At 48.1% G+C, this 25846-nt stretch carries 34 protein-coding genes and 1 tRNA gene; 17 read left to right on the top strand and 18 right to left on the bottom strand.

The window, feature by feature from the left end; all coding sequences use genetic code 11:
* The first annotated feature begins 64 nt into the window (after nucleotides 1-64).
* Nucleotides 65-409: a helix-turn-helix domain-containing protein gene (locus tag NWF04_02775; GenBank protein MCW4005511.1), complete on the top strand. Its 345-nt coding sequence runs from the start codon at nucleotides 65-67 to the stop codon at nucleotides 407-409.
* Nucleotides 410-437: 28 nt separating this feature from the next.
* On the opposite strand, the gene NWF04_02770 is transcribed toward NWF04_02775, so the two are convergent.
* From NWF04_02770 to NWF04_02755, 4 genes are all read right to left on the bottom strand, one after another.
* Nucleotides 438-1712 carry a hydroxymethylglutaryl-CoA reductase, degradative gene (locus tag NWF04_02770; GenBank protein MCW4005510.1) on the bottom strand — a complete coding sequence of 425 codons (1275 nt, stop codon included), beginning with the start codon at nucleotides 1710-1712 and terminating at the stop codon, nucleotides 438-440.
* A 70-nt stretch (nucleotides 1713-1782) separates the two neighbouring features.
* The gene (locus NWF04_02765) at nucleotides 1783-2802 is read right to left on the bottom strand and encodes an MBL fold metallo-hydrolase (protein MCW4005509.1); all 1020 of its coding nucleotides are present in this window, start codon (nucleotides 2800-2802) and stop codon (nucleotides 1783-1785) included.
* A 9-nt stretch (nucleotides 2803-2811) separates the two neighbouring features.
* The gene (locus tag NWF04_02760) at nucleotides 2812-3219 is read right to left on the bottom strand and encodes a hypothetical protein (GenBank protein MCW4005508.1); all 408 of its coding nucleotides are present in this window, start codon (nucleotides 3217-3219) and stop codon (nucleotides 2812-2814) included.
* A complete protein-coding gene (locus NWF04_02755; GenBank protein MCW4005507.1) occupies nucleotides 3207-3773 on the bottom strand; it encodes an AAA family ATPase in 567 nt (188 codons plus the stop codon). Before NWF04_02755 ends, NWF04_02760 begins: the two co-directional genes overlap by 13 nt.
* An 89-nt stretch (nucleotides 3774-3862) precedes the next feature.
* Between NWF04_02755 and thpR the strand changes: the two genes are divergently transcribed.
* The 3 genes from thpR to NWF04_02740 all read left to right on the top strand — a co-directional run bounded on the left by thpR (nucleotide 3863) and on the right by NWF04_02740 (nucleotide 6055).
* Nucleotides 3863-4438: an RNA 2',3'-cyclic phosphodiesterase gene (gene thpR, locus NWF04_02750; GenBank protein ID MCW4005506.1), complete on the top strand. Its 576-nt coding sequence runs from the start codon at nucleotides 3863-3865 to the stop codon at nucleotides 4436-4438.
* 14 nt (nucleotides 4439-4452) lie between these two features.
* Entirely contained in the window at nucleotides 4453-5931 is a 1479-nt protein-coding gene (gene cca / locus NWF04_02745) for a CCA tRNA nucleotidyltransferase (protein MCW4005505.1), read from the top strand.
* A gap of 48 nt (nucleotides 5932-5979) precedes the next feature.
* Nucleotides 5980-6055 (top strand) — tRNA-Gln (locus NWF04_02740).
* Nucleotides 6056-6213: 158 nt separating this feature from the next.
* Here NWF04_02740 and NWF04_02735 read toward each other — a convergent pair.
* The 9 genes from NWF04_02735 to NWF04_02695 form a co-directional block, all read right to left on the bottom strand.
* The gene (locus NWF04_02735; GenBank protein ID MCW4005504.1) at nucleotides 6214-6369 is read right to left on the bottom strand and encodes a hypothetical protein; all 156 of its coding nucleotides are present in this window, start codon (nucleotides 6367-6369) and stop codon (nucleotides 6214-6216) included.
* Between the two features lie 46 nt (nucleotides 6370-6415).
* Nucleotides 6416-6595, bottom strand: coding sequence for a hypothetical protein (locus NWF04_02730; GenBank protein MCW4005503.1), 180 nt, complete (start codon nucleotides 6593-6595; stop codon nucleotides 6416-6418).
* 188 nt (nucleotides 6596-6783) lie between these two features.
* Nucleotides 6784-7080, bottom strand: a complete 297-nt coding sequence (locus NWF04_02725; GenBank protein MCW4005502.1) for a winged helix-turn-helix domain-containing protein — start codon at nucleotides 7078-7080, stop codon at nucleotides 6784-6786.
* A gap of 273 nt (nucleotides 7081-7353) precedes the next feature.
* On the bottom strand, nucleotides 7354-7947 hold the full coding sequence (locus NWF04_02720) for a hypothetical protein (protein ID MCW4005501.1): 594 nt from the start codon (nucleotides 7945-7947) through the stop codon (nucleotides 7354-7356).
* Between the two features lie 337 nt (nucleotides 7948-8284).
* Nucleotides 8285-9313: an alcohol dehydrogenase catalytic domain-containing protein gene (locus NWF04_02715; protein MCW4005500.1), complete on the bottom strand. Its 1029-nt coding sequence runs from the start codon at nucleotides 9311-9313 to the stop codon at nucleotides 8285-8287.
* Between the two features lie 19 nt (nucleotides 9314-9332).
* On the bottom strand, nucleotides 9333-10130 hold the full coding sequence (gene lsrF / locus NWF04_02710; protein ID MCW4005499.1) for a 3-hydroxy-5-phosphonooxypentane-2,4-dione thiolase: 798 nt from the start codon (nucleotides 10128-10130) through the stop codon (nucleotides 9333-9335).
* A gap of 9 nt (nucleotides 10131-10139) precedes the next feature.
* Nucleotides 10140-10364 carry a hypothetical protein gene (locus NWF04_02705; protein MCW4005498.1) on the bottom strand — a complete coding sequence of 75 codons (225 nt, stop codon included), beginning with the start codon at nucleotides 10362-10364 and terminating at the stop codon, nucleotides 10140-10142.
* Nucleotides 10365-10520: 156 nt separating this feature from the next.
* The gene (locus NWF04_02700; protein MCW4005497.1) at nucleotides 10521-11174 is read right to left on the bottom strand and encodes a cohesin domain-containing protein; all 654 of its coding nucleotides are present in this window, start codon (nucleotides 11172-11174) and stop codon (nucleotides 10521-10523) included.
* Nucleotides 11164-12066, bottom strand: a complete 903-nt coding sequence (locus tag NWF04_02695) for a winged helix DNA-binding protein (protein MCW4005496.1) — start codon at nucleotides 12064-12066, stop codon at nucleotides 11164-11166. The genes NWF04_02700 and NWF04_02695 overlap by 11 nt, the downstream gene beginning before the upstream one ends.
* A 287-nt stretch (nucleotides 12067-12353) precedes the next feature.
* On the opposite strand from NWF04_02695, the gene NWF04_02690 reads away from it, so the two are divergent.
* A complete protein-coding gene (locus NWF04_02690; protein MCW4005495.1) occupies nucleotides 12354-13172 on the top strand; it encodes a hypothetical protein in 819 nt (272 codons plus the stop codon).
* 341 nt (nucleotides 13173-13513) lie between these two features.
* On the opposite strand, the gene NWF04_02685 is transcribed toward NWF04_02690, so the two are convergent.
* Together NWF04_02685 and NWF04_02680 are read right to left on the bottom strand one after the other, a co-directional pair.
* Nucleotides 13514-13867 carry a PadR family transcriptional regulator gene (locus tag NWF04_02685; protein MCW4005494.1) on the bottom strand — a complete coding sequence of 118 codons (354 nt, stop codon included), beginning with the start codon at nucleotides 13865-13867 and terminating at the stop codon, nucleotides 13514-13516.
* 243 nt (nucleotides 13868-14110) lie between these two features.
* Nucleotides 14111-14491, bottom strand: a complete 381-nt coding sequence (locus NWF04_02680) for a hypothetical protein (GenBank protein ID MCW4005493.1) — start codon at nucleotides 14489-14491, stop codon at nucleotides 14111-14113.
* Between the two features lie 208 nt (nucleotides 14492-14699).
* Between NWF04_02680 and NWF04_02675 the strand changes: the two genes are divergently transcribed.
* The 5 genes from NWF04_02675 to NWF04_02655 all read left to right on the top strand — a co-directional run bounded on the left by NWF04_02675 (nucleotide 14700) and on the right by NWF04_02655 (nucleotide 18471).
* Nucleotides 14700-15476 carry a sugar phosphate isomerase/epimerase gene (locus NWF04_02675; GenBank protein ID MCW4005492.1) on the top strand — a complete coding sequence of 259 codons (777 nt, stop codon included), beginning with the start codon at nucleotides 14700-14702 and terminating at the stop codon, nucleotides 15474-15476.
* A gap of 62 nt (nucleotides 15477-15538) precedes the next feature.
* On the top strand, nucleotides 15539-15667 hold the full coding sequence (locus NWF04_02670; protein MCW4005491.1) for a desulfoferrodoxin FeS4 iron-binding domain-containing protein: 129 nt from the start codon (nucleotides 15539-15541) through the stop codon (nucleotides 15665-15667).
* 63 nt (nucleotides 15668-15730) lie between these two features.
* Complete coding sequence (locus NWF04_02665) at nucleotides 15731-15994, top strand: cupin domain-containing protein (protein ID MCW4005490.1); 264 nt, start codon at nucleotides 15731-15733, stop codon at nucleotides 15992-15994.
* A 170-nt stretch (nucleotides 15995-16164) separates the two neighbouring features.
* Nucleotides 16165-17235, top strand: a complete 1071-nt coding sequence (locus NWF04_02660) for a mechanosensitive ion channel family protein (GenBank protein ID MCW4005489.1) — start codon at nucleotides 16165-16167, stop codon at nucleotides 17233-17235.
* A 231-nt stretch (nucleotides 17236-17466) separates the two neighbouring features.
* Nucleotides 17467-18471 carry a sodium:calcium antiporter gene (locus NWF04_02655; protein ID MCW4005488.1) on the top strand — a complete coding sequence of 335 codons (1005 nt, stop codon included), beginning with the start codon at nucleotides 17467-17469 and terminating at the stop codon, nucleotides 18469-18471.
* 73 nt (nucleotides 18472-18544) lie between these two features.
* Here the strand turns inward: NWF04_02655 and nikR are convergent, their stop codons facing one another.
* Complete coding sequence (gene nikR / locus NWF04_02650; GenBank protein MCW4005487.1) at nucleotides 18545-18940, bottom strand: nickel-responsive transcriptional regulator NikR; 396 nt, start codon at nucleotides 18938-18940, stop codon at nucleotides 18545-18547.
* Nucleotides 18941-19065: 125 nt separating this feature from the next.
* On the opposite strand from nikR, the gene NWF04_02645 reads away from it, so the two are divergent.
* From NWF04_02645 to NWF04_02630, 4 genes are all read left to right on the top strand, one after another.
* Entirely contained in the window at nucleotides 19066-20022 is a 957-nt protein-coding gene (locus NWF04_02645) for a zinc ABC transporter substrate-binding protein (GenBank protein ID MCW4005486.1), read from the top strand.
* A 54-nt stretch (nucleotides 20023-20076) separates the two neighbouring features.
* Nucleotides 20077-20865: a metal ABC transporter ATP-binding protein gene (locus NWF04_02640; GenBank protein ID MCW4005485.1), complete on the top strand. Its 789-nt coding sequence runs from the start codon at nucleotides 20077-20079 to the stop codon at nucleotides 20863-20865.
* Nucleotides 20852-21667: a metal ABC transporter permease gene (locus NWF04_02635; protein ID MCW4005484.1), complete on the top strand. Its 816-nt coding sequence runs from the start codon at nucleotides 20852-20854 to the stop codon at nucleotides 21665-21667. Before NWF04_02640 ends, NWF04_02635 begins: the two co-directional genes overlap by 14 nt.
* Nucleotides 21668-21753: 86 nt before the next feature.
* Nucleotides 21754-22209, top strand: a complete 456-nt coding sequence (locus NWF04_02630; protein ID MCW4005483.1) for a hypothetical protein — start codon at nucleotides 21754-21756, stop codon at nucleotides 22207-22209.
* A 99-nt stretch (nucleotides 22210-22308) separates the two neighbouring features.
* Here NWF04_02630 and NWF04_02625 read toward each other — a convergent pair whose 3' ends face one another.
* Both NWF04_02625 and NWF04_02620 read right to left on the bottom strand, forming a co-directional pair.
* A complete protein-coding gene (locus tag NWF04_02625) occupies nucleotides 22309-23028 on the bottom strand; it encodes an HAD family hydrolase (protein ID MCW4005482.1) in 720 nt (239 codons plus the stop codon).
* A 90-nt stretch (nucleotides 23029-23118) separates the two neighbouring features.
* On the bottom strand, nucleotides 23119-23454 hold the full coding sequence (locus NWF04_02620; GenBank protein MCW4005481.1) for a winged helix-turn-helix domain-containing protein: 336 nt from the start codon (nucleotides 23452-23454) through the stop codon (nucleotides 23119-23121).
* Between the two features lie 199 nt (nucleotides 23455-23653).
* On the opposite strand from NWF04_02620, the gene NWF04_02615 reads away from it, so the two are divergent.
* The 3 genes from NWF04_02615 to NWF04_02605 all read left to right on the top strand — a co-directional run bounded on the left by NWF04_02615 (nucleotide 23654) and on the right by NWF04_02605 (nucleotide 25845).
* Nucleotides 23654-24154, top strand: a complete 501-nt coding sequence (locus NWF04_02615; GenBank protein MCW4005480.1) for a metallophosphoesterase — start codon at nucleotides 23654-23656, stop codon at nucleotides 24152-24154.
* Nucleotides 24155-24255: 101 nt separating this feature from the next.
* A complete protein-coding gene (tpiA, locus tag NWF04_02610) occupies nucleotides 24256-24942 on the top strand; it encodes a triose-phosphate isomerase (GenBank protein MCW4005479.1) in 687 nt (228 codons plus the stop codon).
* Between the two features lie 21 nt (nucleotides 24943-24963).
* Nucleotides 24964-25845: an ARMT1-like domain-containing protein gene (locus tag NWF04_02605; protein ID MCW4005478.1), complete on the top strand. Its 882-nt coding sequence runs from the start codon at nucleotides 24964-24966 to the stop codon at nucleotides 25843-25845.
* Nucleotide 25846: the final 1 nt, after the last annotated feature.

The raw sequence follows: 25846 nt of genomic DNA, 5'->3' as shown, positions 1-25846 counted from the left end.
CGCAGCAATATTTGATGCAAAAAATTTGTTTTTCCAAGCCATATATCTTAAGTATAAGCATGTTATGTCCTCTGTGAAGAAAATGTCAATCTCATGCGAAAGCGTAGCCCGACACATACTCCCCATCTACCGCTCGTTCATAGCCAAAGAACTCATAAACAAATACAACATGACCCAAAACCAAGCCGCCAAAAAACTTGGCACCACCCAAGCAGCCATAAGCCAATACGTCAACAGCAAACGCGGAGTAAAATGCATCCCCAACTACGAAGAAAACGGGCAAACAGTACAAACCGCAGCAGAGAAAATCGCAAAACAAATGGCAACCTCAGAAGTCACCCGCGAAGAATTCAACACCATGTTCTGCCACCTATGCATGGAAATAAGAAAAACCGACAAATGCCCCTAACAAAAAGAAAGAAAAAAGAAATTTTGTTTTATTGTGTTGAGTTGCTGAGTTCGTTTAGGATTTCTTTTGCTCGGTCTGCTCGGACTTTGCGTTCTTTAACCATCTGCGCTGCAACCGCGTCAACAAGCGAGCCTGTTGCGCCTGCTTGAACTGCGATGTTTCGCGCATGCAACGACATGTGACCACGCTGGATACCTTCACTTGCCAAAGCCCTCAGAGCCGCCAAGTTCTGCGCCAAACCAACCGCCGCCAAAACCTCAGCAAACTCCACAGCAGATTTCACACCCAAAATTTTCAGGGCAACCCTAGCCGTTGGATGCGTCTTTACTGCGCCGCCAATAAGACCCACCGCCATGGGCAATTCAATGGAACCCACCAAGTCGCCGTCTACGTTTTTCTCCCATTTTGTGAGCGTGGTGTAGCAACCGTTTTTTGCGGCGTATGCGTGGGCGCCAGCTTCTATGGCTCGGTGGTCGTTGCCTGTTGCCAAGACAACTGCTATGATGCCGTTAAGCGCGCCCTTGTTGTGGGTAGCTCCGCGGTAGGGGTCAGCTTCAGCAAATGCGCTTGCGTTAATTATGCCTTCGACAACGTCTGCGCCGCCTACGGATTCTTTGGGTATGGTGCACCAGGCTCGGGCGAGGCGTTTTACGGCGAGGTTTGAGATGATACGCAGGTATACTTTGCCGCCTGTTAGCTCTTCGATTGTGGGGGCGATTGCTTCGGCCATGGTGTTTACTGCGTTTGCGCCCATTGCGTCGCGGCAGTCTACGTGCAGTTCCACGATGAGCATTGTGCCTTGGCTGGTTTGGATTATGCGTGCATCAAGGTCTTTTGCTCCTCCGCCTACCGAGTTTAGCATGGGGTCTTGCTCGTTAGCTTTCTGGAGCAACACAGTTTTTGACTCAAAAACCCGCAGCCGAGCGGCGTTGGGGTCTTTAACGTTAACCACCTGAATTTGACCAATCATAACAGGCGCAGTACTGCTAGTGTGAAAACCTCCGCCATCACGAACCATCTTCGCCGCGTAACTCGCCGCCGCCACCACCGAAGGCTCCTCAGTAGCCATAGGAACCAAATAATCACAACCATTAAGCACAAAATTAACACCAATACCCAAGGGCACAGGAAACGCGCCAACCACGTTCTCTATCATACGGTCAGCCACATCCAACGGCAACGCACCCGTATCCTGCAAAACAGAGCATTCCTCGTCGGTTAAACCTGCAAATTCTTTGACTTTTTCTAAGCGGTCTTTTGGGTTAAGCTTGTAGAAACCTGAAATCGCGGAGGACTTGTTCATGAACGTCACAAACCTTCTACAGTGCGATGACCCTTAAAACTTTAATGTTCCCCGCCTCTGCAGACGCTATTTAGAGGGTTTGTTGGGGGTTTTTGTTGGGTAGGGGGGTTGCGGGTATGTTTAGGCGTTTGTTTATTTCTTGGGCTAGGATTGCTCCGTGGTTTACGCGGTGGTTGTCGGTTATGACGCGTTTGGGGTTTGCTTGGCGTACGTATTCGATGAGGTCTTCGAAGTCGCAGTGGTCGCTTAGGGCGATGACGTGTTCGTTTTCGCCGATTTGTCTGCAGGGGCGTCGGAATTCCCAGCCGCTGACGCAGATTCGTTGGTTGTTTGCGCCGATTTTGCTACGGCTGTTCATGTGGTAGAAGGCAACGCAGGGCAGGTTTTCGTCTAGGAGCAGTTTGGCTTCTTTGTCGGTGGATGGCGTGAGGCAGCCTAGTTGCATGCCGTGTCGTTGGCAGACTTTGGATATGTTGTAGACTTTCTCGGGCATTACGTAGGGCACGTTTACGTGGGCTTTGCTAAGGGTCTGCATGACTTCTTGGAGTTTACCGTGGTACCCGAAGATGTAGACGGTGCCGTGTTTGAGGCGCGATTCAACCATGGAAACCAAGAGTTCACGTACGTCAACATCAAAACGACGCTTAAATGAGGGCTTGCCGTAGGTGGATTCCACAACCAAAGTGTCACAGTTTAGAACGGGGGTCTCGTCGAGTTTGAAGTCACCTGTCCAGACAACTCGCTCGCCCGCAGCGGTTTCCACCAAGACCTGAGCCGCACCCAAAATGTGGTTCGCCTTGTGCAGCGTAATTTTTTCTCCGTCGTACTCTAGGGTCTGCTCGTACTCAAGGGTCTGGATGTCTTTGAGGCGGTCTCCCAAGGGTTTTTCTATGGCGTCTATAAGGTCGCGGGTGGCGGGAGTCATCAAAACTTTTTGGCAGCTTCTAAGGCTCCAGCGTAAACCGCCTGTGTGGTCAGCGTGTGCATGCGTAACGATTCGCAACGGCATGTTCGCGTCGTATGCGTCGCAAGCAACGGATTTGCCAAGTAAAACCGCGCCGCGGTTAGTTACGCTTGCATTCAAATTCAAACTCTCACGTTAGGATTTGCTGGTTTTAGGCGCAAGCCAATCGATTATTTCTCGAAGGTCAGGGGAGGTCAAGGTTACGCGTATGGGTCCAAGGGGTGATTCGGCTTCGGCTTCGCAAAACGATACGTGACCCGCAAACGCCACCTGCTTATTTAAGCAAAAACTCAGCGCGTCGCCTTTTAGTTGTTGGCGCAGGGCTCGTCTGGAGGAGTCGCGGATGCGGTCTCTACGCAGGACGTTGCGCAGGGTGCTAAGGCTTTCTTGTCCTTTCGCATCAATTGTCAAAACGCTTCCCCGAAACGCAGGCTTGGATTCTACGGGTGCGCTGCCAAACAGGTTAAACAATGCCCGCTGGACTTTCTCTTCGTTCTCAGTAGGGGAAACCTCAACTTCCACGTGAACAGTTACTGCAACCATTTTGTTTCTATGCCTCCCAAAACCTCTACAACCTTTTCTTTTAAAGCATCCTTTGTTTGGTCATTGATTATGACTTGCTCTGCCATTGCAACCGCTTTTCCCAGACCCACGCCTAACTCGCGCATGTCGCGTTCATGAAACACTTCCCAGCTTGGCGGGTCATCGCTTCTGCCCCTGCCAGAAAGACGAGTAAAACGGGTCTTGGGCGGCGCATACACCGTAACCAACACAAACCCTTCAAAATGCGCCTTGAAAGTCACCGCTTCGATAAGGCTGCGAATCCCGTCGATAATTATTTTCTGGGCGGCTTTGCCTTGGATTTTTTGCACGCATTTCTCGGCTATGACAGCATCGCCGCCTTCTGCTCGAAGTTCAAGCATTACTTTGCCCACGTTAGCAGGATTAAGCGTTAAGCCCCGCTTGGCGGTTTCTTCACGTATCACATCGCCCATCGTAACTACTTCATAACCCAGCTCCTTCGCAGTCTGAACCACCAAAGATTTCCCCGAGCCAGGCATGCCAGTTAACCCAACAACCAGTTTGCCAGAGTTCATATCCAAGTCCGCTTTTAAACTCCGCATCCACAATTAAAAAGCATTTATGAGGGGAAACTGTAAAAAGTAGTCTGTGAGGAAAACCGTAAATGTCCGAGTTCGTGAGAGCTTTTTTGGCTTTTGATTTAGAAAGCGAAGAAGTCAAAAAGAAACTTGCTCACAGGCAAAAACTCGCCGTGCAGACAGGCGCAGACCTAAAACCTGTGGAGCCCCAAAACATCCACATAACCTTACGGTTCCTAGGCGACATCACGTTGAGCATGGCGGAGAAGGTTTTTGAGCAGATGCAGCAAATCGAATTTGCGCCTTTTTCGGTGCAGGTTAAAGGTTTAGGCGTGTTTCCCAACTTGAACTACCCACGAGTGCTCTGGGCAGGCATAACCCAAGGCGCAACGCAACTCCAAGAAATCTTCAACCAAATAGAGCCGCGCCTGCAAAAACTGGGCTTCACAGCCGACAAAAAAGGATTCAACCCACACCTAACCATCGCACGCGTACGCTCACCACGAAACAAAACCCAACTATCACAGTTCGTCACCCAAAACACCCAAACCGACTTTGGAGCAGTAACCGCGAACTGCCTACGCCTCAAAAAAAGCCAACTAACACCCCAAGGACCCATATACACCACCCTAAAACAACACTGCCCAAACCAGCAACAGTAACCAAGGCGAAGACAATGCAACCCCAAACCAGCCAAGTCACCCAACGCGTATTGAAGAAAATTACGCCTACGCAGGCTGAGAGAGCCAAAATGGAAGCTTTGGCCAAGTCTTTAGAAGACAAAGTCGCGCTGGTTTGTGAACAGATGGGGGTTGTGGCGGATGTGCGTGTGGAGGGTTCAGTGGCAAAAGATACGTGGCTTGGAGGCGACCCTGACGTGGATGTTTTTATGCGTGTGCCGCGAACGGTTTCTCGAGATGAACTAGGCGATTTGACCCTAAAGATTGCGCGCAAAGCCATGGAGGGCGCAAGGCAGGTTGAAAGATACGCGGAGCACCCGTACTTGGAAGCGTTCACAGAGGATGGGACACGGGTAAATATTGTGCCCTGCTACGATGCCACGCCAGGCAAGTGGTTAAGCGCAACGGACCGAACGCCTTTTCATACAAACTACATCAACACCCACTTGAATGAGGCGCAGCGTGGGGAAGTGCGGCTGCTGAAGAAGTTCATGAAGGGCATTGGGGTGTATGGGGCGGAAATTAAAGTCGGCGGGTTTAGCGGCTATTTGTGTGAGTTGTTGGTTCTGCATTACGGCTCGTTCCTTGAGGTCTTGGAAGCGGCATCAGGCTACGCGGGCAGACAACTCATAGACATTGAAAGCCACTACAGGCAAGACGAAGCCGAGTTGAAGCGGTTGTTTGCTGAGCCGTTGGTAATTGTTGACCCCGTAGACAAAGCAAGAAACGTCGCCTCCGCCGTGCAACCCCCCAAACTCAACGTTTTCGTAGCAGCCAGCCGCGCATTTCTGCAAACCCCCCGCGAAACGTTCTTTTTTCCACCCAAAACCCAGCCCCTAACCACCCAAAAACTACAACAGACCGTGGAGAACCGCGGCACAGACCTTGTCTTTGTCTGCTGCAACAAGCCCGAGGCAGTGGCGGATGTGCTGTGGGGACAAATCTACCGCACCCAAAAAAACCTGCGCAGGCAGTTGGAGATTGCGAACTTCAAGGTTTTGCGTGACGCAGCGTGGACAAGTGATGCGGCGGCGTTGGCGGTTTTTGTTTTTGAGCTTGAAGAGCAGGTTTTGCCCTTGGTTAAGAAGCATTTGGGTCCACCGCTTGCGCGGGAAAAAGCAAGCAGCCGCTTCTTGGAAAAATACGCAAACAGCAGCGAGGTAATTGCGGGTCCTTACCTTGAAGAGGGCAGATGGGCAGTTCAGGTGCATCGAAAAAATGCGGGGGCTGCGGATTTGCTGCGTAGAAAGCTTGCGGATGGCGGCAAAGACATAGGCGCTGCTGGACTTATAGCTAAGAGTTTTCGTGAAAGCCTATCGGTTCTGGTTAACACACAAATAACAGAGGTTTACAAAAGCGACCCCGGTTTTGCAGGGTTTCTCACCGAGTTTTTGCGGGGCAAACCGTTTTGGCTAAACATCAAAAGCAGCCCAGAACCCAAACCGCCAACTCAGAAAGGCGAAAGGTGCCGCTGAAAGAACGTTAAGGTTATTACGTAGAAGTGTTTTTAGTGGTGCGGTAGGAGCCCGGTGGTGTAGTGGCCAAGCATAGGGGCCTCTGGAGCCCTTGACAAGAGTTCGAATCTCTTCCGGGCTACCAAAACACTTGCATTGAGCAGGTTGGGTTTTTGTTTTGAAGTCGTGGCTTTACGGTTTAGTTTGCGTGCACAGGTAGGTTTTGGCTTGATTTAGGTGTCTTGCTGGGTTTCCAAAAAGCGCAGCGCTGTTTCAAGCGCCCAAGGGATTGCCACCCAAGCATTAAGCTCGGAGTAAAGGTTTTACGGTGACTTGATTGTTGTTTTTGGTTATTTGGTGGTCTAGTGCGCAGTTTGGGCAGAAGATTATTTCGTAGTTGGAAAAGTTTTCGGTGCAGACGTTGAAGGTTTGCCTGCAGCAGGCGCATGTTACTTTCATGTTTTTGCCTCCTTTCATGTTGCGATTTGTTTGTGAAAAGTTGGGTTTAGGTGGGTATGGGTGCGGTTTTGAATTCGAAGGGTTCAAGGACTAAGCGTTTGCCTTTTTTGGCGGTTTTGAAGTCGTTTCCGCATATGGGGCAAGGAACGAATTCGTGTTCGCCTATACAATCAAACTCAAACACAGCTTTGCATGTGGGACATTGAAATTTTACACTTGCATTCAATTCTTTTCATCTCCCTTTCTCTTATAACAGGATGTATAACTCAAAAATAAGAAGTTCCCATTTATTCTCTGTTAACTATATAGATGCGTGTCGTCTGTTATAAATAATTCGCACAAAACATGTTTAGATTGCAATAACCTGTTAAAAACGGCAAGTTTAAGCGGGTTTGCTTTTTGCAGTAAAAGGTTTTAATGTTTTTCTGTTTGGATTTTGAATAGGCATCGTTCGTTGGGTTTTAGCAGTTCTTGAAATTGGCGCCATTTGCCCAGAAAAGCCTGCCCTTTTGCAGTTGTCAAGTACTCATTATGGGCGACATCGAAAAATAGAAAACCTAAATCTTGCAGTTGCATGATGCAATCGTCAAGGTTTTCTTTGGTGAGGTCGGCTTTTTGCATGATTGCCGTGGGCGTCTGGGGGTGCTGACAGATGTTTAGGATTTGGTTAAGGAGCTGGATTCGGTTTCTTTTTAGCTCTAGTGCCTGCATAGGATTTCAGACCTTCTTTTGTGGACGATATGGTCCGTTTGCGTTCGAACAAAGCACAGCAAGTCTTCGGCGTTTTGCCTGCCAAAACTGTCTTTGCTTGGCTTGTTTGTTTCACCCAGTTTATGCGTCACAGTGCATCCGAAACAAAGAATACAAAGAAACGGTTAATCTGCAATTTCGTAGTAATATATAGAGCCCTCAAGAGTTTATGTAGAAAAAGAGTAAAACGGGTTGAAAAAAGGGTTTGCAGTATCTGGCGTTTGAAGGCACAGATTATGCAATGTGCAGGTCTTTGCGTTTTATGATTGCGAAAGCACCAATGCAAGCTGCTAAGGCTGCGAGTGCACCGTAGCTGTACTCAGGGACTACAAAGAAGCCGCTGTTGCCAAGGTCACAAGGTGGAACATCGTCATTAGCGTCAAGAGCATCCATGAAAGCATCGTATACACAGTTTCCGTTAACGTCAACCATAAGGTCATAAGCTTGCCCTGTTGGACCAACATTTGTAACTATTTTAGTCAAGGGAAGGTTGCCATCTCCATCTGTGGAAACGGGAACACAAGCAATTAGACGTGCTGTTGGAACTACCATACCAGTGTACCATTCTATGTCGTCACTGTGGTCGGGGCAAACACCGTCATCAAAGACCAAGACATTGTATAGCGTGTTGGGTGAAAAACCGCTGCCTTGAGCGTAGGCGTCTTCACCGATGGAAAAGACATCCACTTGGTTTCCAGCGGAGTCATAACTGTCAATTGTGGGTATCATTGGTACTGCGTTTGCTTGGGGCATGCTTGCTGCTGCGAGGCATAAGCTAAAGACTGTTATTGCTACTGCACTAAGTGCCATTTTCCGTGAATTATTCATTTCTCCTTTCTCCTCCTTTCATATGTCACATATTCGATGAAAGAAGCTAGTAAAATGTAAATGCTGCAAGGCGTTTAGCCGATGACAAGCAAGGTTACACCCGTAAATGCTCCATACAGAGCATTAGCCTCCTCCAACATCTCTGCTTCTCCCAAAGCATACATGTGCAGATATAATATCAAATATAACAGTATTTAAACAGTGATAGAACAATACTCGACATTGTCGTATCGGGTATATGATTAAAACAAAGGTCAATTATGAATTGAATTCATAGGTTAAACCAAAGCCACCAAGGATTTGTTCACGCAGTTTCCAGCAAACAAGACCCACCAGCTTATGGCGGGTTAGGCTCAAGAATAACCTTAAGCGACTCGCCTGCAGTAGCAACTAACTCAAAACCTCTGGCGGCGTCTTGAAGGCTCAGCTTATGCGTGATCATATCGTTCACGTTCAGCTTCTTTTGCTCCAAAAGCAGCAGGGAATCTTCCAAATCCTGCGGAGCTGCGCCGTAACTGGTTTTCAGGGTCACTTCGTTTCTCCAAAAATCCGTAATGGGCAAGGGCAGCTTAACTGTGGGGTCGGGAACTGCAAAAAACAAGATGACCCCGCCTTTGCCTACGCATTCCAACGCGGTTAATGCTGCGGGGGTTGCTCCTGTGCAGACGATAACTTGGTCGGCTAAGCAGTCGCCATTGACTGTTTTGAGTTGCTCGGGGAGGTTTGTTTTGGCGTCTAAGGTGTGGGTGGCGCCGAATTTTTTGGCTAGCTGTAGCCTGTAGGGGTTTACGTCGGCTACGATGATTTTGCTTAGGCCTTTGGCTTTTGCCAGTTGCGTGTGCAGTATGCCTGCTAAGCCTGCGCCGATTATCAGTAGCGTGTCGTTTTTTTGCAGGTTAGCAAGTCTTTGTCCTCGGACCACGCACGCCAAAGGCTCAATAAACGTGCCCTCCTCAAAAGACATACTGTCGGGAAGCTTGTAAACGCCCTGTTCCACGTTGATTTTTGGCACCCGCACGTACTGGGCAAACCCGCCGGGATAATAGTTGGTGGTGTGCAGGGTCTCGCATGCGGTGTGGTGTCCCCGTTGGCAGTTTATGCATGCATTGCAGGGCACGTGATGGGAAACAAAAACGCGCTCACCCACCTTGACGCGGGTCACGTTCTTGCCAACCTTTTCGACAACGCCCGTAGCTTCGTGTCCCAAAACCCGCGGCGCTTTAGGAACACGGTACCATTCGGTTACGTCGCTTCCACAGATGCCTGACGCCATGACCTTGAACAAGAATTCGTCGTCGCCGATTGTTGGAACAGGCATTTGTTCGATGCGTACGTCGTGGTTGTTGTAGTACATGGCAACAAGCAAGAAAAACACCAAAAAAGGGTTAGGTTGTTTGGTTTTGGATTTGCATGTAAAGGTCGTTGGCTTCTTTGGGGGTGTAGTTGTCGTGTATGATGGCTCTAATCGCGCGTATTGACGCTACGGGGTTTGGGGTTTGCCAGATGTTTCTGCCCAGGTTTACGCCGACTGCGCCTTTTTGCATGCCGTCATAGACGAAGTCGAAGACTTCTTGTTGGGTTTCGGCTTTTGGTCCGCCTGCGATGACAACGGGTACGGGGCAGCCGTCTACGACTTTTTCGAATTTCTCTTTGCAGTAGTAGGTTTTGACTACGCGGGCACCGATTTCGGCGGCGACTCGGCAGCACAGGGCGAGGTAGCGGGCTTCTCGTTTTTCGAGTTCTTTGCCTACTGCGGTGACTGCCATTACGGGTACGCCGTAGTCTTCGCATTCGTCGACGAGTTTGCCTAGGTTGGTTAGGCTTTTGTTTTCGTACGGTGTGCCGACGAACACGGACATGGACACGGCAGAAGCGTTTAGCCGCAAAATTTCCTGGATCGATGTGACTCTGCTCTCGTTAGCCAAATCTTCCCCAACTACGGTTACGGCGCCTGAGACCCTCATGATAACAGGTTTTGGAATTGCTGGGTCTATGCAGTTGCGAAGTACGCCGCGGGTCATCATCAACGCGTCTGCGTACTGCCAAATCGGCTTAATGGTCTCGCCTGGCTTTTCAAGGCACCTGGTTGGTCCTTGGAAGTATCCGTGGTCAACAGGCAAAAACAGGGCTTTGCCGTCTTTTTGGATAAGCTGAGATAAACGGTTCTTCATTCCCCAATCCATAGACATAATTTATTGCTCCGCTGTGTCCTTTGGACGTACGAGTAAATATCCTTTTTTGATTAGCCAGTGATGAAACTCCCAAGTGCTGTGGCGGCAAGCGGTGCTGCAGGTCTGCCTGATAAGCTCATAAGCTTCAGGATTACCCTCCAAAGTGTTCAAAGTCTCCTGCACAGGACACCTAATATCTTTGCAGAATTCACGCCGCGAATACTCAACATAACCATCTAAAGACATAACACATCAAACCGTAACTGAGGCAAAAACCGTTTATAACTTTTTCATCCCCCAACACCAACCTATTTGGGTCCAAATTTTAATTGTATGCAGAAAAGGGGGGAGGGGGTCTACTTTTTTTCTGTTGAAGCGGGTTTGTGGTTTGGTTGGGCGTGTTTAGGTGTGTGTGGCTTTTTTGGTTTGGTGTTGTTTGTGGAGTAGGAGTGTTGCTGTGACTGCGGCTATTAGGGCTGCTAGTATAATGGTGCTTGGGAATTCGGGGATGACTGCGTTTATGGTTGCGTTGATGCGGGCGTGGGCTATGGGTTCGGATACTTGGTCGGGTTCGGGGTAATCTGCGAGTGTGCTTTGCACGGTCAGGGTGGTGTGTCCTGTGCTTGTGACGTTGAACGTGAAGGTGGCTATGGTTCCGCTGCCGCTAAACGGTTGCGCGGTGGCTTGTGAGATTGCAACAAGCTGGTACTGCCCTGTTTCCTGCGAGACATCTTCAACTATAATTAGTACGGGTTCATGCAAAACGCCTTCGGGGTAGGTTTCTACGCCCAATAATGCTTGGCTGTCTATTAACTGTAAAACAGAGCTGTTCCACGAAAACGCTATATCCAACCCGTAGAGGTTTTCCACGTTAGTAAGAGTTATGTTAACGGTTAGAGATTCGCCTATTTGCGCCGTGTTTTGGCTTGGAACTACTGCGACGGTTGGCTCTGAATCAGCTTGGGCGTTAACAGTTTGAGCCATAGCAGCCAAAAACAAGCTAAACAAAACCGCTGCCACAAAAACCTGACGCCTACCAAATAATCTATGCATCATGCCTGTTTCCCTTGCCTTTTTCTGTAAGAACAACTATCTTATCCCGTCCCTTCTTATACCTTGTCACTACACCATCTTTTTCTAGAGCAGTCAACAACTGACTTGTTTTAGCTTTCGAAAACATGCATTGCCGTGTAATGGCGGACTGCGAACTGCTGCCCCCACTATCTAAAAGGGCTTTCACTATTTTATCTTCTTCGCTCTCCACAACAGGCAACCTAACCATCTCTTGGGTTTTGGCTGCAGGTTTTTTGCCGCGTCTACGCAGGTAGAGAAATGCAATTGCCACGCAGACCACAGCAACCACCAAAATGATAAGCAACCAAAGACCAGAATCAGCCTGGCTTGTTCCCGTGGCTAAATCAGTGTTTTCCACTAAGGTGATGCTTGGGTTTGCGTTGACAAAAAAGTTTGTACCCAGCCACTCCAAAACCTGCGCGTCATTGCCGCCGTTGGGCATGGGCGAAACCGACTGCACCTCAAACGTTTGGGGATAAATAATTTCCAAAGAGCCATCGCCGTACAGGCTGCCAAAAAAGTTGCTGACCCCAAAGACGTCGCCGAAGATGATTTGCGTATCTTCTATGATGCTAAAGTTTTTCCAGGTGAACTGGTACTCGGTGATTTTTGATTGGGTGTCCGCGAAGTTTGTTGTTTTCATCTCAAGTGAATTCAGGTCTACACTCATTTCTCGTTGGGTTTGAGTGGAGGCTGTTTCAACTAGGGTCAAGATTTTTTCTTGAAAACTAAGCCAGGTGTCTGTGGGGCTTTGGGTGTCGGTTGCTTGCGTTATAATCCAGGCTGCAGAGCCATCGGTTCTGACTTCGACGTTGTACTTAACAAATTCCTGCGCGTTCACTGGGCAAACTGACACAGCAAAAAGCAACAGCATGCACACCGCACCTGCAACAACTAAACCCTGACGCCGCATCTTAAACCTTAATAAAACTTCAACAACAGGATATTTAAAATTAACAACCGAGCCGCTATCGCTTCAGCCAGCGCAAAACCAAGCAAAAACCTCAAATCAACCTCCAAAACAGTTAATGAACCCAAATGAACAATACTGAACAAAAATAAACCTTTAAAACAGTTATTTAACGAAAAGAAGCTCAGAAAGCCTTTTATTTTCGGAAGAGTATGTGTTCTGGTGAAGAAAAAAATAAGGAGTAACAAAAAATGAAAAAAATTATTGCAGTCGTTTTGGTGGCGGTTCTTGCAGTCGGTTCCGCGGGTTTTCTGGCTACAGCACAAGCTGCGCCTTTCATGAATTGGAATAACGGCAATCACAATGGCAACATGCTGCATGGAGGAGCCCATCAAAACGCGGTGCGCCTAACGGGCGTAATAACTGAATGGGGCACCACTGAGGTGACGGGTTCTGTAACGGCTCAGTCCCGCACAGTTGTAGTTGATACGACTAATGCGCGTCAGGGATCAACTGCTACAGCGGTTTGGACAACCAGCGACTCTCGACCCATTGATGCTCTGAGAACCGCAGAGAACTTTACTTACACGTTCTATTCTGCACGCCTAGTAAATGCGGGAGAAGTATCCCTTGACACTGACGGCTATGCATCATTGCTAACTGGCGAGTGGAACGTGTTCGAGATGACCACTGCCTTCACTGTCATCACTGATGCAGACGGCAACATTGTGAGCTTTGACCGCAACCAGCACGCTGACGCTTTGGCAACAAACGTTTACGGAGAACTCGCAGTAGCAGAAAACGGAAACACCTTCACCCTAAACATCACCGGAATAGACCAGCTATCAGGCACCGTCCGCATGCACCACATCACCAACCGACTGTTCAACCCCTTTAAACTTGGCGACGACACCTCAACAGCAGTAACCCCCACAGAACTAGCAACCATGGCACACGCCTACGGAGCTATGCCCGGATGGGGCAACTACGACCAAAGCATGGACTACAACTTTGACTACAAAATCGGCATCTGCGACATAACAACCGCCGCAGCAAACATGAACGCCTAAAAAGACGTCCCCTCTTTCTTTTTCACCGTAAAATCTTTATTTTAACGTGAGCCTTACAAGGGTAACTTAGCTTGTTTGTGAGAAGTAGTGGGTAAGGTTTATGGTTAAACCCCGAACTGGTTCAGATGCGTTTCGGACGGTAAAGTTGCCTTGTGGCTGCGTTTACCATGAAAGTGATTGGTTGCTTACAAGAGTTGAGGAATGCGCCTATCACAAACGCAAACGGACAACCAAACGCCCATATAGACCCAAAGCTGAATGTGTCAGGCCATAAAGCAAAAGCCAAAACCCTTTGGGGTTAGCTTATGAAAACTTTGGCGCCTGAAAGCTGGTTTTGCTTTTTAACGGTGTGCGGGAATTTCGGTCTTGTTTTCAGCAGCCATGTTCTTGCATATCAGATTCAGGGAGCCTTCGGTAAAGTTCAAAACTGTCTGTCCTTCATGGGTTAGCTCGTAAGTTTTACGGGGACGCTCTGTGGTGGTGTTCCACTCGCTTTTGACATAGCCCTTCTTCTCCAGCGTAGCTAACAAGGGATAAACCGTGCTGGGACCAAAATAAACTCCAAAATTCTTACGAATACGTGTTATAATCTGATAACCGTGCATGGGCTCTTGATCCAGGAATTGAAGTATGATCATGTCCAGCAATCCTTTGGTAAGTTTGGTTTGAATCTCTTTTTGGTACTTTGGGGGCATTTTGTTTCTCTCCACATGTTAAAGTGTTGTACACATATACAATATGTCTACATCTGAACCTATGTTATGTCTTTATAGTCAAGAAACCGCCTAATAAAGCTAGGCGCATACCTCAAGCATACAAAAATAAGCCTCAAAACAGCATAACACCCAAACCGCAACATATCAAAAACCCCAAACACCCAAGCAAACAGGGCCAAAACCCTGCCGTACAACACAAATACACCAAACCCTAAAAAGGGGTTACTGCGTGTAAAAACGCTTGAATTCTTCAATGTACCCTACAAACGACAATTCTTGTTTGGGGTGATACCGAAAATCAGGCGCTTTCTTGTACAGTTCTTGCATGATTTTCATCTGCAACAGAACTGAGCCCTGCCCAAAAATCGCATCCAACGCATGCGAAAGCACCTTGACGTTCTGGGGCAGACTCTGCTTAGGCAAACCAAACTTTTGGTCCAACTGGGAATACAGGACCTCCTTGCCTGCACAACCCAAAGCCGACAAAGAACAATCAACCGCCGACAAAAACAACTCGTTAAATGCCTTTCCTCCATCAGCTGAAGAATCACCTAGCCGAACTTCAAAACCATTCACAAATTCTCCCCGAGTTTTAACATCCATTTTCTTCACCTACAACCTGCTTGCTGTCTGAACACTCAAACAACGCATATTGTATCTTAACTCTTGCCATACTAAGAACTTTGTTTTATTTATATATTTCCAAACTCGACATATACCCGCAAACGAACATATCATATAAGCACAGCAAAGAAACTAACTAATACCCAACCGCCGCTACTTTTACACGCCCAAGTAAGGTGAAGATGCATTGAAGCTTAGTTTGTCCAACGGCATCTACTACAGCATGCCCATAGAAGAAAACATACCCGCTATCAAAAAACTGGGTTTTGATAACATCGAGTTTAACATGAAATCCATTCAAGAAGATGACGATGACGCCGTCTACAAAGTCAAAGAGCTACTCCGAACGCACCAAGTTCGCTGTTTGACGTTGCATTCTGCTACTTTGCCCGTGCAGGACGAGTCGGAAATTCAAAGAGCCATCATCTACGGGTTGGTCTCGGTTGATTTTGCGCATACGTTTGGCGCTTCTGTTCTTGTGATCCATTCGAATGCGTCGCGCAAGTTGCCTGCTAAGAAACGGCAGCAGTTGATGAAGAAGATTTTTCCCGAAATCGTCGCGCATGCGAAGGATTTGAAGGTCAAGTTGGCGTTGGAGAACCTGTCGTTTTCTTCTAACGGTTACGGCAAGGACGTTTTGGAGCTTGAAGAAATCTTTAGCATCTTAGGCGATGAGACCGCAGGGGTTACTTTGGATTTTTGCCACTCCCAAGTTACAGGAACCACTATGGAACTTTTAGAGAAATACCACAGCCGCCTGCGAAACATACACATAAGCAACCCCAAACATGCCCCCTTCACCCACAAAACCCCTGCCCTCCAAGAATTCCTAAGCAAACTCCAAAGCTACGGCTACGCGGGACCTTTGACCATGGAGTTAAACAGCAACTGCACCGACCAAGAAATCCTGCAGACCCGCAAGGTAATCGAAGAAACCCTGCAAAACGGAAGGCAACCTTTGTAAATTGCAGCACGAAAGATACAGCAACTACCACTTTGTGTTGCGCTGGCTATGGAGGTGAGTGTATGGCGAATGTTGGAGAACTTTATGTTTGCAGGAATTGTGGCGTTGCCGTGAAGGTTGTTGCTGGTGGTGCGGGCAAGCTGGTTTGCTGTGGCATACCCATGGAGCGCGTTGAAGACGAAGAAGAATAAGCCGCTGTTGGCGGTTAGAAACCGTTATAAGGTGTTTCTTGGTTTTTCTATCCTGTGATTGTTATGAAGCCAAATGTGAAGAAACCCTCCAAGGAAGAAGCACAGGAAGCTGAATCGTGGCCAACTTGGGAAAAAGAAGAATCCACTTTCCCCTGGGAGTACGGCGACCAAGAAACCTGCCTGATTCTTGATGGCAAAGCCGTGGTCAAATGTCCCGATGGCTCCGCTGTGGAGTTTGGCGCAGGCGACTACGTCGTGTTTCCCGTAGGGCTCAAATGCACTTGGGAAATAAAAGACAAAATCAGAAAACACTACAAATTCGGGTAAACCCCATTTCTTTATTTTCGCCATCTTCTTGTTTTACTGTGCCGCTGGTTTTGTGAGGCTGTTTTTCTTTGCGGGTTCTGCTTGTTTTGCAGCATTGAGGTTAGGGTTTAGTTTGCACAAAAAATAAATTAAGGTCAACCGTGGTTAAATGAAGTCTGAGTTAGATTGCAATGGTTGATATTGCTGAGTTCCTGCAGAATACGTTTCATCTTAACCAGTTGGTTAGCGAAGGCATAGCCGCTGTTTTGCTGTTCGCGATTATAGCGTTGGTTGGCTGGGTTGCATACTTCATCTTTAGCAGGTACTTCTCAGCATGGGCAAAAAAGACCAAAACAACCTTGGACGATGAAATACTGCACAGCATACGTTCAATCGTTGTCATGTTAATCATATTAGCTGGCGCGTTTTACGCCTTAACCGCCCTAAGCTTCATCCAGCCGTACTCTGAACAGTACTATCTGCCCCAAATCTTCGAAACCGCAGGCGTCCTTCTAACTTCTTTTGCCGTAACCCGCGTCACCAACATCCTCATAGACTGGGTTGCAGAAAGAAACGCCGCCAAAAACCGCGTAAACAATCACCTGCTCTTCATACTGCGCAAAGTTCTACAGTTGGTCATTTACGTTGCCGCCTTACTCGTAATCCTAACGTACGTTTTCCACCAAGACCTTTCAGGCGTTGTCGTCGGGTTAGGTGTTGGAGGCATCGCCATCGCGTTGGCACTGGAAAGCACATTAAGTGACGTGTTCAGCGCGTTTTCGATATACTTTGACCGCCCCTTCGAAATCGGAGACTTCATAGTCATCGGCGAACACTCAGGCACCGTCAAAAGCATAGGCATCAAATCCACCCGCGTCATACTCCTACAAGGCGAAGAATTGGTCCTGTCCAACAAGGAGCTAACCTCAACTGCGGTTCGAAACTTTAAGAAACTCCAGAAGCGGCGCATAAACTTCAAAATCGGCGTCACCTACGATACCTCACTAGAAAAACTCAAGAAAATCCCCAAAATCATCTCTGACATCGTGGATGCCCAAGAATACGCCGAAATAGACCGCGTGCACTTCTACGAATTCGCCGATTTTAGCCTGAAAATTGAAGTTGTCTACTACGTCACAGTTTCCGACTACACCAAGTACATGGACATCCAGCAAGCCATCAACTTTGGCATCAAAGAAGCATTCGAAAAAGAAGGCATAGAAATGGCTTTCCCAACCCAAACCATCTACCTCGCCAAATAACGCGGCTTTATTTGAGAATCAAATCGTTTCTTTTCTTTTTTTTCTTGTTCAAGTTGACGTTTGCAGTTTGTCTTTTTGCTTTTGTCATTATTCAAAGCAGGTTTTGAGGTTTTGTCGCCTGTTTTCTATGGATTAGTTTACATGTGCATTCAAAAAATCTTGAAAATGGTCAACTTCGTACAGTAACGTTTTAAAAGCGCCCTTTCAATTGTGCAAAGCGGTGTTTGTTAATTGTTTGAGGAGCAGTTAGGACTTTGGGGAAACGTGTTCCTGTTAGTCATTTCCCTAGTTGTTCTAGCTAAGGCAAGCGACTACGCTATTAACAGCTCCATCAAAGTTGCCGACATAACGGGTCTTGCCAAGAGCACCGTCGGGTTTGTTCTTGTGGGCTTCTCAACGTCGTTGCCTGAGTTGTTCGTGGTCATATTTGCAGCAGCAGGTCAAGGCAGCGTAGGTGTAGCCATCGGCAACGTTTTGGGTTCTAACATCGCAAACATCGCCCTGATTCTGGGAATTTGCTTTTTGATACTCACCTTCAAGATGCCCCGTCACGAAGGAACTTATCCACAGGCTATAAAAGAAAAGATACATGACCTGTATTTTGGCTTGTTTGTTGCTTCACTGGTGCCTTTGGCTTTGCTGTATTTTGGCTACGCCAGCAGTCTTATGGGTGTTTTGCTTCTGGGAGTTTTCGTGCTAAACATGTACCAACTCTCCAAAGGCAGCAAAAAACAATGTGACCCCGAAGTCACCGAAGAGTGCCCAGTTACAGAGGAAGAAATCCCCGAAAGATCTTCACTCAAACGTTACCTCCTAATTGCACTCGCCGCCTCAATATGCGTCGTAATTGCCTCGTACTTCCTAGTCGGCTCAGCAACCTACGTCGCCACATCCGTAGGCATCCCCGGTGTAGTCATAGGCGCAACCATAGTTGCTTTTGGCACCAGCGCACCCGAACTCGCAACCAGCATCTCCGCAACACGCAAAGGACACATAGACCTAGCCATGGGCAACATCGTCGGAAGCTGCTTCATCAACATCACCCTAATCCTAGGAGCCACCCTCATCGCATCACCGTTAGACTTGGACATATCCGCATTCTCCCAACTAGCCCTGTTCTCGCTAATCACAAACCTGTTCCTATGGTACTTCCTATCCAGCGAAAGACTAACTTGGAGAGAAGGAGCCATGCTGCTGGGCATGTACGCCCTATTCATAGCAACCAGCTTCCTATAACTTCGCCCATTACAGGGCACACCACCATTTTTGCTGTAAAAAAGCGTCTAACTGTCTGTTTGGGTGCGCAGGGTTATCTTTGGTTTATCAGGGCGATTTTGATTTGGGCTATCTGCTCGTTTAGCCGCAGGGTGTCCACGAATTTTCTAATGACGGCTGCTTGTCCTTTGAGAATTAGTACTTCCAAGCAAAAGCCCTTGTGAATGTGTGCGTGCAAAAATGTTGAAACCAGTCCGCTGTGTACATGCTGGGTTTCTAGCAAGCGTCTGCGGTCGGCGTTTTCGCGGTAAATGAGCGTTATGGTGGCTACGGTTTCGCCTTGGGCGTCTTCGATTTTGAGGTCTTCGTTGAGGTATAGGCGTAGGGCTTGGCGTGCGATTTCGGAGCGGCTTGCGAATCCGCGTTCTTTGATTGTTTGGTCGACTTGTTCCAGAAGTGCGTCAGGTATTGACAGGCTAATGATTGCCACGTTTTTCGCCTCGACTAGGAACGGGGGGCGGCGCTAATAAATTTTATTAAGAATCACTGCAAAACCACGCCATAATTATTAACATATTCACAATATTTAATAACTGCTGCTTGTAGGAAACATGCATGAACTCCAAGCAAAAAACATTCCTCACAATCACAACCATACTTATCATAGCCGTCATAGCCGCAGCCGCTTTCTTCACAATGAACCCCACCCAACCCGACAAAACCAGCATAGTCGCAACCTTCTACCCTCTCGCGTTTTACAGCCAAGAAATCGGAGGCGAACACGTACAAGTAACCCAAATAGTTCCCAACAATACCGAAATCCACTCGTGGGAACCCTCCGCCTCACACATAGTAGCCGCAGACGACGCCGACATAATCGTTTACAACGGCGCAGGCGCAGACCAGTGGTTAGAAGATGACGTGCTTCCCGCGTTGTCTGGTGACAAATCCCATGTTATTGTGGAGACCACTGCGGGGTTGATGCTTCTCTCAGGCGAAGACCATGAGCATGAAAATGAAGCTGAAAACCAGGAGCATGGGAGTTATGACCCGCACACTTGGTTGAGTCCGTACATGGCAAAGTTGCAGGCGCAGAAAATCTACGATGCGCTATTGGAGGTTGACCCAGAAAACGAGGCTTACTATACGGATAGGTGGCAGAGTCTACAGAGCCGTTTTGAGCAGTTAGACCAAGAGTACCTTTCTGGGCTTTCGGGCGCTGCTAAAGGGGACGTTTTTGTGTCGCATGCCGCTTTTGGGTATTTGGCTCACCGTTACGGGTTTGAACAGCACGGCGTCATCGGGTTGTCGGCAGATGAGCAGCCAAGTGCATCCACCATCGCGAATCTGGTAGAGATGATGTCGGAACATGAAGTTTATGTGGTCTACGTTGACCCCGTTTACTCCGACGAATACGCCCAAACGCTCAAATCAGAAGCCCAATCCCAAACAGGACACGAAGTCGCCATCCTCGAACTGTACTTGATGCTAGGACCAACCGATAACTACGACTACCTATCGCAGATGCAACAGAACTTAGCTAGCCTAAAAACAGGTTTGCAGACGCCATAAACCGTTACTTAAATAAGCCCAGAACTCCAACTTTGAAGAACGGAAAAACAGATTATGCCCCAACCATCTCCAGTTCTTGAAGTAAAAGACCTCCAAATCAACCGAGACGGCACAAAAGTAATCGAAAACGCAAACTTTACCATAAACAAAGGCGACTACGCAGGTATAGTTGGACCCAACGGCGGAGGAAAAACCACCCTCATCCTCTCCATACTCAACTTTTTACCCCACATAAAAGGCACCATAAAACTGTTTGGAGTAGACACCGCCAAGTTTTCGAGATGGGAGAAAATCGCGTATATTTCTCAGAAGGCAACCAGTTTTGACAGCCAGTTTCCTTTAACGGTACGTGAGTTAGTTTCGTTGGGGTGTTTGCGTAAGGGCAATGTTGGGCGCAGGTTTAACCGTGAAGATTGGCGGGCAGTTGATGAAAGCATCGAGTTCATGGGGTTAACCGACGTAGCAGATAGGCGTATTGGGCAGTTGTCTGGGGGTCAAAAGCAGCGGGTTTTTGTGGCGAAAGCTTTGGCGCGTAATCCTGAACTGATTTTTTTGGATGAACCCATTGTGGGTGTGGATTCTACGGCGCAGGAGCGTTTCTACAAAAAACTCAGCGACCTAAACACTGAAAAGCAAACCACCATCCTAATTGTCACGCATGATTTGACGTCGGTGTTCTGTCGCATGTCCAAAGTACTTTGCGTTAACAGGTGCGTAGAGGTCGCCCAGATAACCGAAGAGCTTGACGCAAACAGGCTTCTTAAACGCGCCTACGGCGAACACTTCCATTTTGTCTTCCACCAGCACGAATGCAAAGGAGTCTTTGGAAATGACCGCAGTTAACCTCATCGACCTCTTCAGTTACCAGTTCTTCCAAAACGCGCTCATAGGCGGAGTCATAGCCGCAGTAGCCTGCGCACTGGTAGGCCTGTTTTTGGTCCTAAAGAAAGAAGCCATGATAGGCGATGGGCTCTCTCACACCGCGTTTGGGGGCATAGCGTTGGGGCTTTTTTTGGGGGTTAATCCGTTGTTGACGGCATTGGGGGTTTCGGTGCTGGCGGTTTTTGGCATCTCCTACATGCGCCGCAAAGGCGTTGCCGCTTCAGACTCAGCCATAGCCGTCATGCTCGCACTGGGTTTTTCCACAGGGCTAATTGTAATCAGCATAGCAGGCGGCTTTAACGTTGAATTATTCAGTTACCTCTTTGGCTCCATCTTAACCATAGACCAAACCGACCTCATCCTCGTCTCCACCCTGGGACTATCGGTTCTGCTGTTCATAGGCATCTTCCGACGCGAACTCCTCGCCATGGTCTTTGACGAAGACGACTCCCGCATCATGGGCATACCCACCAAACCCCTATCCATCGGCTTTGACTTGCTAGTTGCCCTAACCATCGTCTTATCCATCAAAGTCATAGGAACCATATTGGTCGTGGCGCTTCTGGTAATACCGGGGCTTTGCGCACTGAAGCTGAACCTGTCTTTTAGGAAAACCTTGTTCTCCGCCGTAGGCTTTAGCATCCTAAGCACAGTCGTAGGAATCATGCTCTCCGCCGTCTTTGACATCGCCACCGCAGGACTCATCGTCTTCCTCCTCGTCTTATTCTTCCTGCTTACGTTAGCCTACAAAAAAATCAGCTAACCCAACAAAAACCAAAGCGCTTATTTCCCGCCCACCAAAAAGAAGTAACTGCAAATCAGGTCTGCGCAAGGATGAGGCAAAGCAACATGGACGAGCAATCAAACAGGCAGGTCAGGGTTTTTCCCGTGGAAACCCGCCGCGGATGCAAAGACAAATCAGGCAACAAAATAACTTTGACGCGGCAGTGGCAGCCTGACAGGACAGGACGGTTTTTCCCAAACAACCTCTCAGTTACCCAGCTAAAAACGGCTCTTGCCAAATCCAAAGTCAAAACCGAAAACGTCCAACTAACCACACAAGACAACTGCATAGTTTACCGTTATACTGGCAGACCTTTGATTTTGTTCAACCTCAAAAACGGGCACTTCTACACCCTCACCACCGAACTAGACACCCACGGAAAAGAAGCCCTCCAACAACAAGCCCACATACTCACCAACATACTCAAACAAAACAAACTCACAAACGCCACCCAAACAGGAACCACCCCCAAAACAAACGCCCGCAAAACCCTAAACCAACTAAAAACATACAAAAAATAACCCCAAACCCACAGACACCAACCTATTAGCATCCAAACATTAATTCTATGCAGAAAGGGGGAGGGGGTAGGTCAGAAAAGCTTGCCGGAGGTTTGTTGGTTAGCATTTTTGTATGGCTTCGGGCAACTGGGTTAGGGTTGTTATGATTTGGTCGGGGCAGGTTGCTTCGAGGTCTTTTTGGGGTCGGCGGTTGATGTAGATGGTTTTCATGCCGATTTCTTTGGGTCCTTTGATGTCGGCGTCTACGGTGTCTCCGACGAAGACGGTTTCTTGGGGGGTTAGCTGCATTTTTTTGAGGGCGTAGTGGTAGATGTCGGGGTTGGGTTTACGTCGGTTGACTGCGCCTGAGACGATGATGACTTCGAAGAGTTTGTCAAGGTTGTGCTGTGCAAGCAGGTCGGTGACGCATTCGGGTATGGCAAAGTTGGAAACAAGGCCTAAGCGGTATTTTCCGTGCAACTGCTGCAGGACGGCGGCGGCGTTTTCGTCGATGCGCACGTAGTTCATGAATTCTAGGCAAAAAGCGTTTGTTGCTCCTGTGATTAGGGGGCTGTTTTCGTCTGCGCTGTAGCCTAAGAGTTGGAGGGCGTTTTTGACGCGCATGTTGAAGTGGGGTTCTTCCATGGTGGCGTCTGCGGCGTCGTAGAGGGCGTCGCGGGCTTTGATGTAGGCGTCTCGGAAAGCTGCAAACGAAACGTCTATGCCGTTTTGGACGATAAAACTGTGCATACGCTTCACAGCGGGGCTGTAAAACGCGTGGTCTTTCTCAATCATCATGAGCGTGTCGAACATGTCAAACAGTACAGCTTTAGGCGCCATGCAAATTCCCATCTCATGCAAACACAGCAATGGCTTAAAACAGTTTTGCAAGCAATTCTTGTAAGAAAAGGGGTAACAAAAATGTTGGGGTTAGGGGCGTCTGAGGAGTCTTTCGGGTGGGGATTGAATGTCGCAGCGGGCATCGGTGGCTTCGCTAAGCAACTCCATGATTTCGTGGTGACGCTGAAGGAAATCCATGCCTTTCTCAGTTGTGTAGTAGGTGTCTTTATCGGCGTTGTTGACCTTTTTCATCAACCTGTTCTTTTCTAGGAACCTTAAGTAATCCACTAGCTGCGCAAAGCTCAGGTTAGCTCGGTACATAATCTGCGTTTTTAAGGAACCATCCTTTGAGATTTCTAAAATTTCACTTATAATGAGCAGTTTATCACGGCGTTTAGATGAAATATCTGTAAGCCAAGAGGTCATGTTCTATTCACATCCTATAGAGGTTTCTTCTGTAACATGCCAAAGGAGAGTTACGGTTTTAAAGCGTGTTTCGAGCAGTTACCTATGTCAGGTAACCTAAATATTCCAAATACAGAATATGTAAAGCCTTGAAGGGGCTATATACTAACAGGCATAAAGCCTTTATTGCGTCAAAAACAAAAAACACAAAGTGAACATCATGCTTATTGGAATCATATCAGACACCCACGACAACCTCTCAGCCGTGGAAAAAGCCATAAACTACCTCAACACCCAAAAAACCGACCTCGTACTCCACGCAGGCGACTACGTCTCACCTTTTGTCATACCCAAATTCAAACAGCTAAACTGCAAACTCATAGGCGTCCTTGGCAACAACGACGGCGACCACCAACTCCTCAAAACCCGCTTCGACGAAACCCCAAACTGCCAACTCCACGGACGCTTCGCACAAATCACCACCCCAAAAGACTTCACCATCGCTATGCTTCACGGAGACGAAAATGAACTTCTCAACGCCCTGATTAGCCACACAAACTTCGACGCCATAATCTATGGGCACCATCACAAAACAGTTAACGCAACCCAAGGCAAAACCCTCATCATAAACCCTGGAGAGCTCTGCGGTTACCTAACAGGCAAACAAACTCTCGCACTGTTGGATACCGAGAAACGCGAAGCAAAAATAATCGAAATCTAACACAAAACCTTTGCCAAACACGTGATAGCGGGATTAACGGGGTTGTGTGAGGGCAAACCATTATTAGAGTTCATTCCAACACGATAGACGGTGAACAGCACGTGAAGCCCAAGCTTCAAACACCTATTATCATAGTTAATTTCAAGACGTATTTGGAAGCCACAGGGAAAAGAGCAGTTGAGCTTGCTAAGCAGGCTGAGAGAGTAAGTAAGGAAACAGGCAGCTACATTTGCGTAGCGCCCCAGTTCACGGACATCAAAGCCGTAGCAGACGCCGTGGAAATTCCCGTTTACTCTCAACATATCGACCCTATTTGTCCTGGCAGCCACACGGGTCAGGTTCTTGCCGAAGCCATCAAGGAAGCAGGAGCAGTAGGCACGCTCATAAACCACTCAGAAAGGCAAATGAAACTCGCCGACATCGACGCTACCATACAGCTCGCCAACGAAAAACACCTCATATCCTGCCTGTGCACGAATAACCCAACCACAAGCGCCTCTGCAGCTTATTTGTGCCCTGACATCATAAGCATTGAACCCCCTGAACTCATCGGCACAGGCGTTGCCGTCTCCAAAGCCCAACCCGAGGCCGTCAGCAACACCATCAAACGTGTACGCAGAGTCAACGACAAAGCAATCATACTGTGCGGCGCAGGCATCAGCCAAGGCGAGGACGTTCAAGTTGCCCTAAAACTGGGAAGCCAAGGCGTCTTAGTTGCAAGCGGCATAGTCAAAGCCAAAAACCCCTACACAGTCCTCATGGAATTATCGGAGTTCTCCAAAAAGTAACCGTCCGTGGAGGGTCAAGCTTTGAAGGTTGAAGCGGAATGTGCGGGTTGCTTGCTTTCTCGGGGCGTTTCAGAAGCGTATATGGCAACAACTAACCCTGCGCTGCGTTTTCGAACGATTTGTGAGATTATCAAACTGTTAAACAAAGAATTCAAACCTACGTCGGTTTCTGCGGACATAGGCACTAAACGAGAACGCCTTATTCAAAAGCTCACCTTGAACAGTGACCCTTACAAGCAAATCAAAAAACTCAGCAACAAAAAAGCCATGGAGCTCGTTCCTCATGCGCAGCTCTTCATAGACGAAGGTTACTCCCAGCAAGACCGCTTCAAACGTGCCTGCCTAATCTCTATAGTCGGCAACATCATGGAATTTGACATACCTGGACACGCCTTCACGCTCAAAGACCTGCGCAAAACCATCAAAACCGCTGCCAAAGACCTCTACATCGACGACATTGACCAAGCCTACGAGTTAGCCGTGCAGGCTGGGGAGGTTTTGCTTTTGTCGGATAATGCAGGCGAAATCGTCTTTGACGGACTGCTGGTGGAGCAGCTAAAGAACATGGGTGTAAAAGTCACATACGTGGTCAAAGGTGCGCCTACGCTTAATGACACCACCATGGACGATGTGGAGTTCACGGGTATGGACAAACTCGCCGACAAAGTCATGACCACAGGCACGGACGCTATTGGGTTGCAGATTAAACTGGTTTCCCCCGAGTTCCTCAAAGTGTACGAGGACGCCAAACTGGTCTTCGCCAAAGGCATGGGCTACGCAGAAACCCTAACCGAGTACCAACTCACCAAACCGCACCTTTTGATGTTTCGCACCAAATGTACGCCCGTGGCAAACTACTTCTGTGCACCCCGACACAAAAACATCGCCAAGCTGATGCCCTAAA

The organism is Candidatus Bathyarchaeota archaeon, from assembly GCA_026014465.1.
GTDB lineage: Archaea > Thermoproteota > Bathyarchaeia > Bathyarchaeales > Bathycorpusculaceae > JADGNF01.
This window is presented reverse-complemented; position numbering and strand designations above follow the sequence as displayed.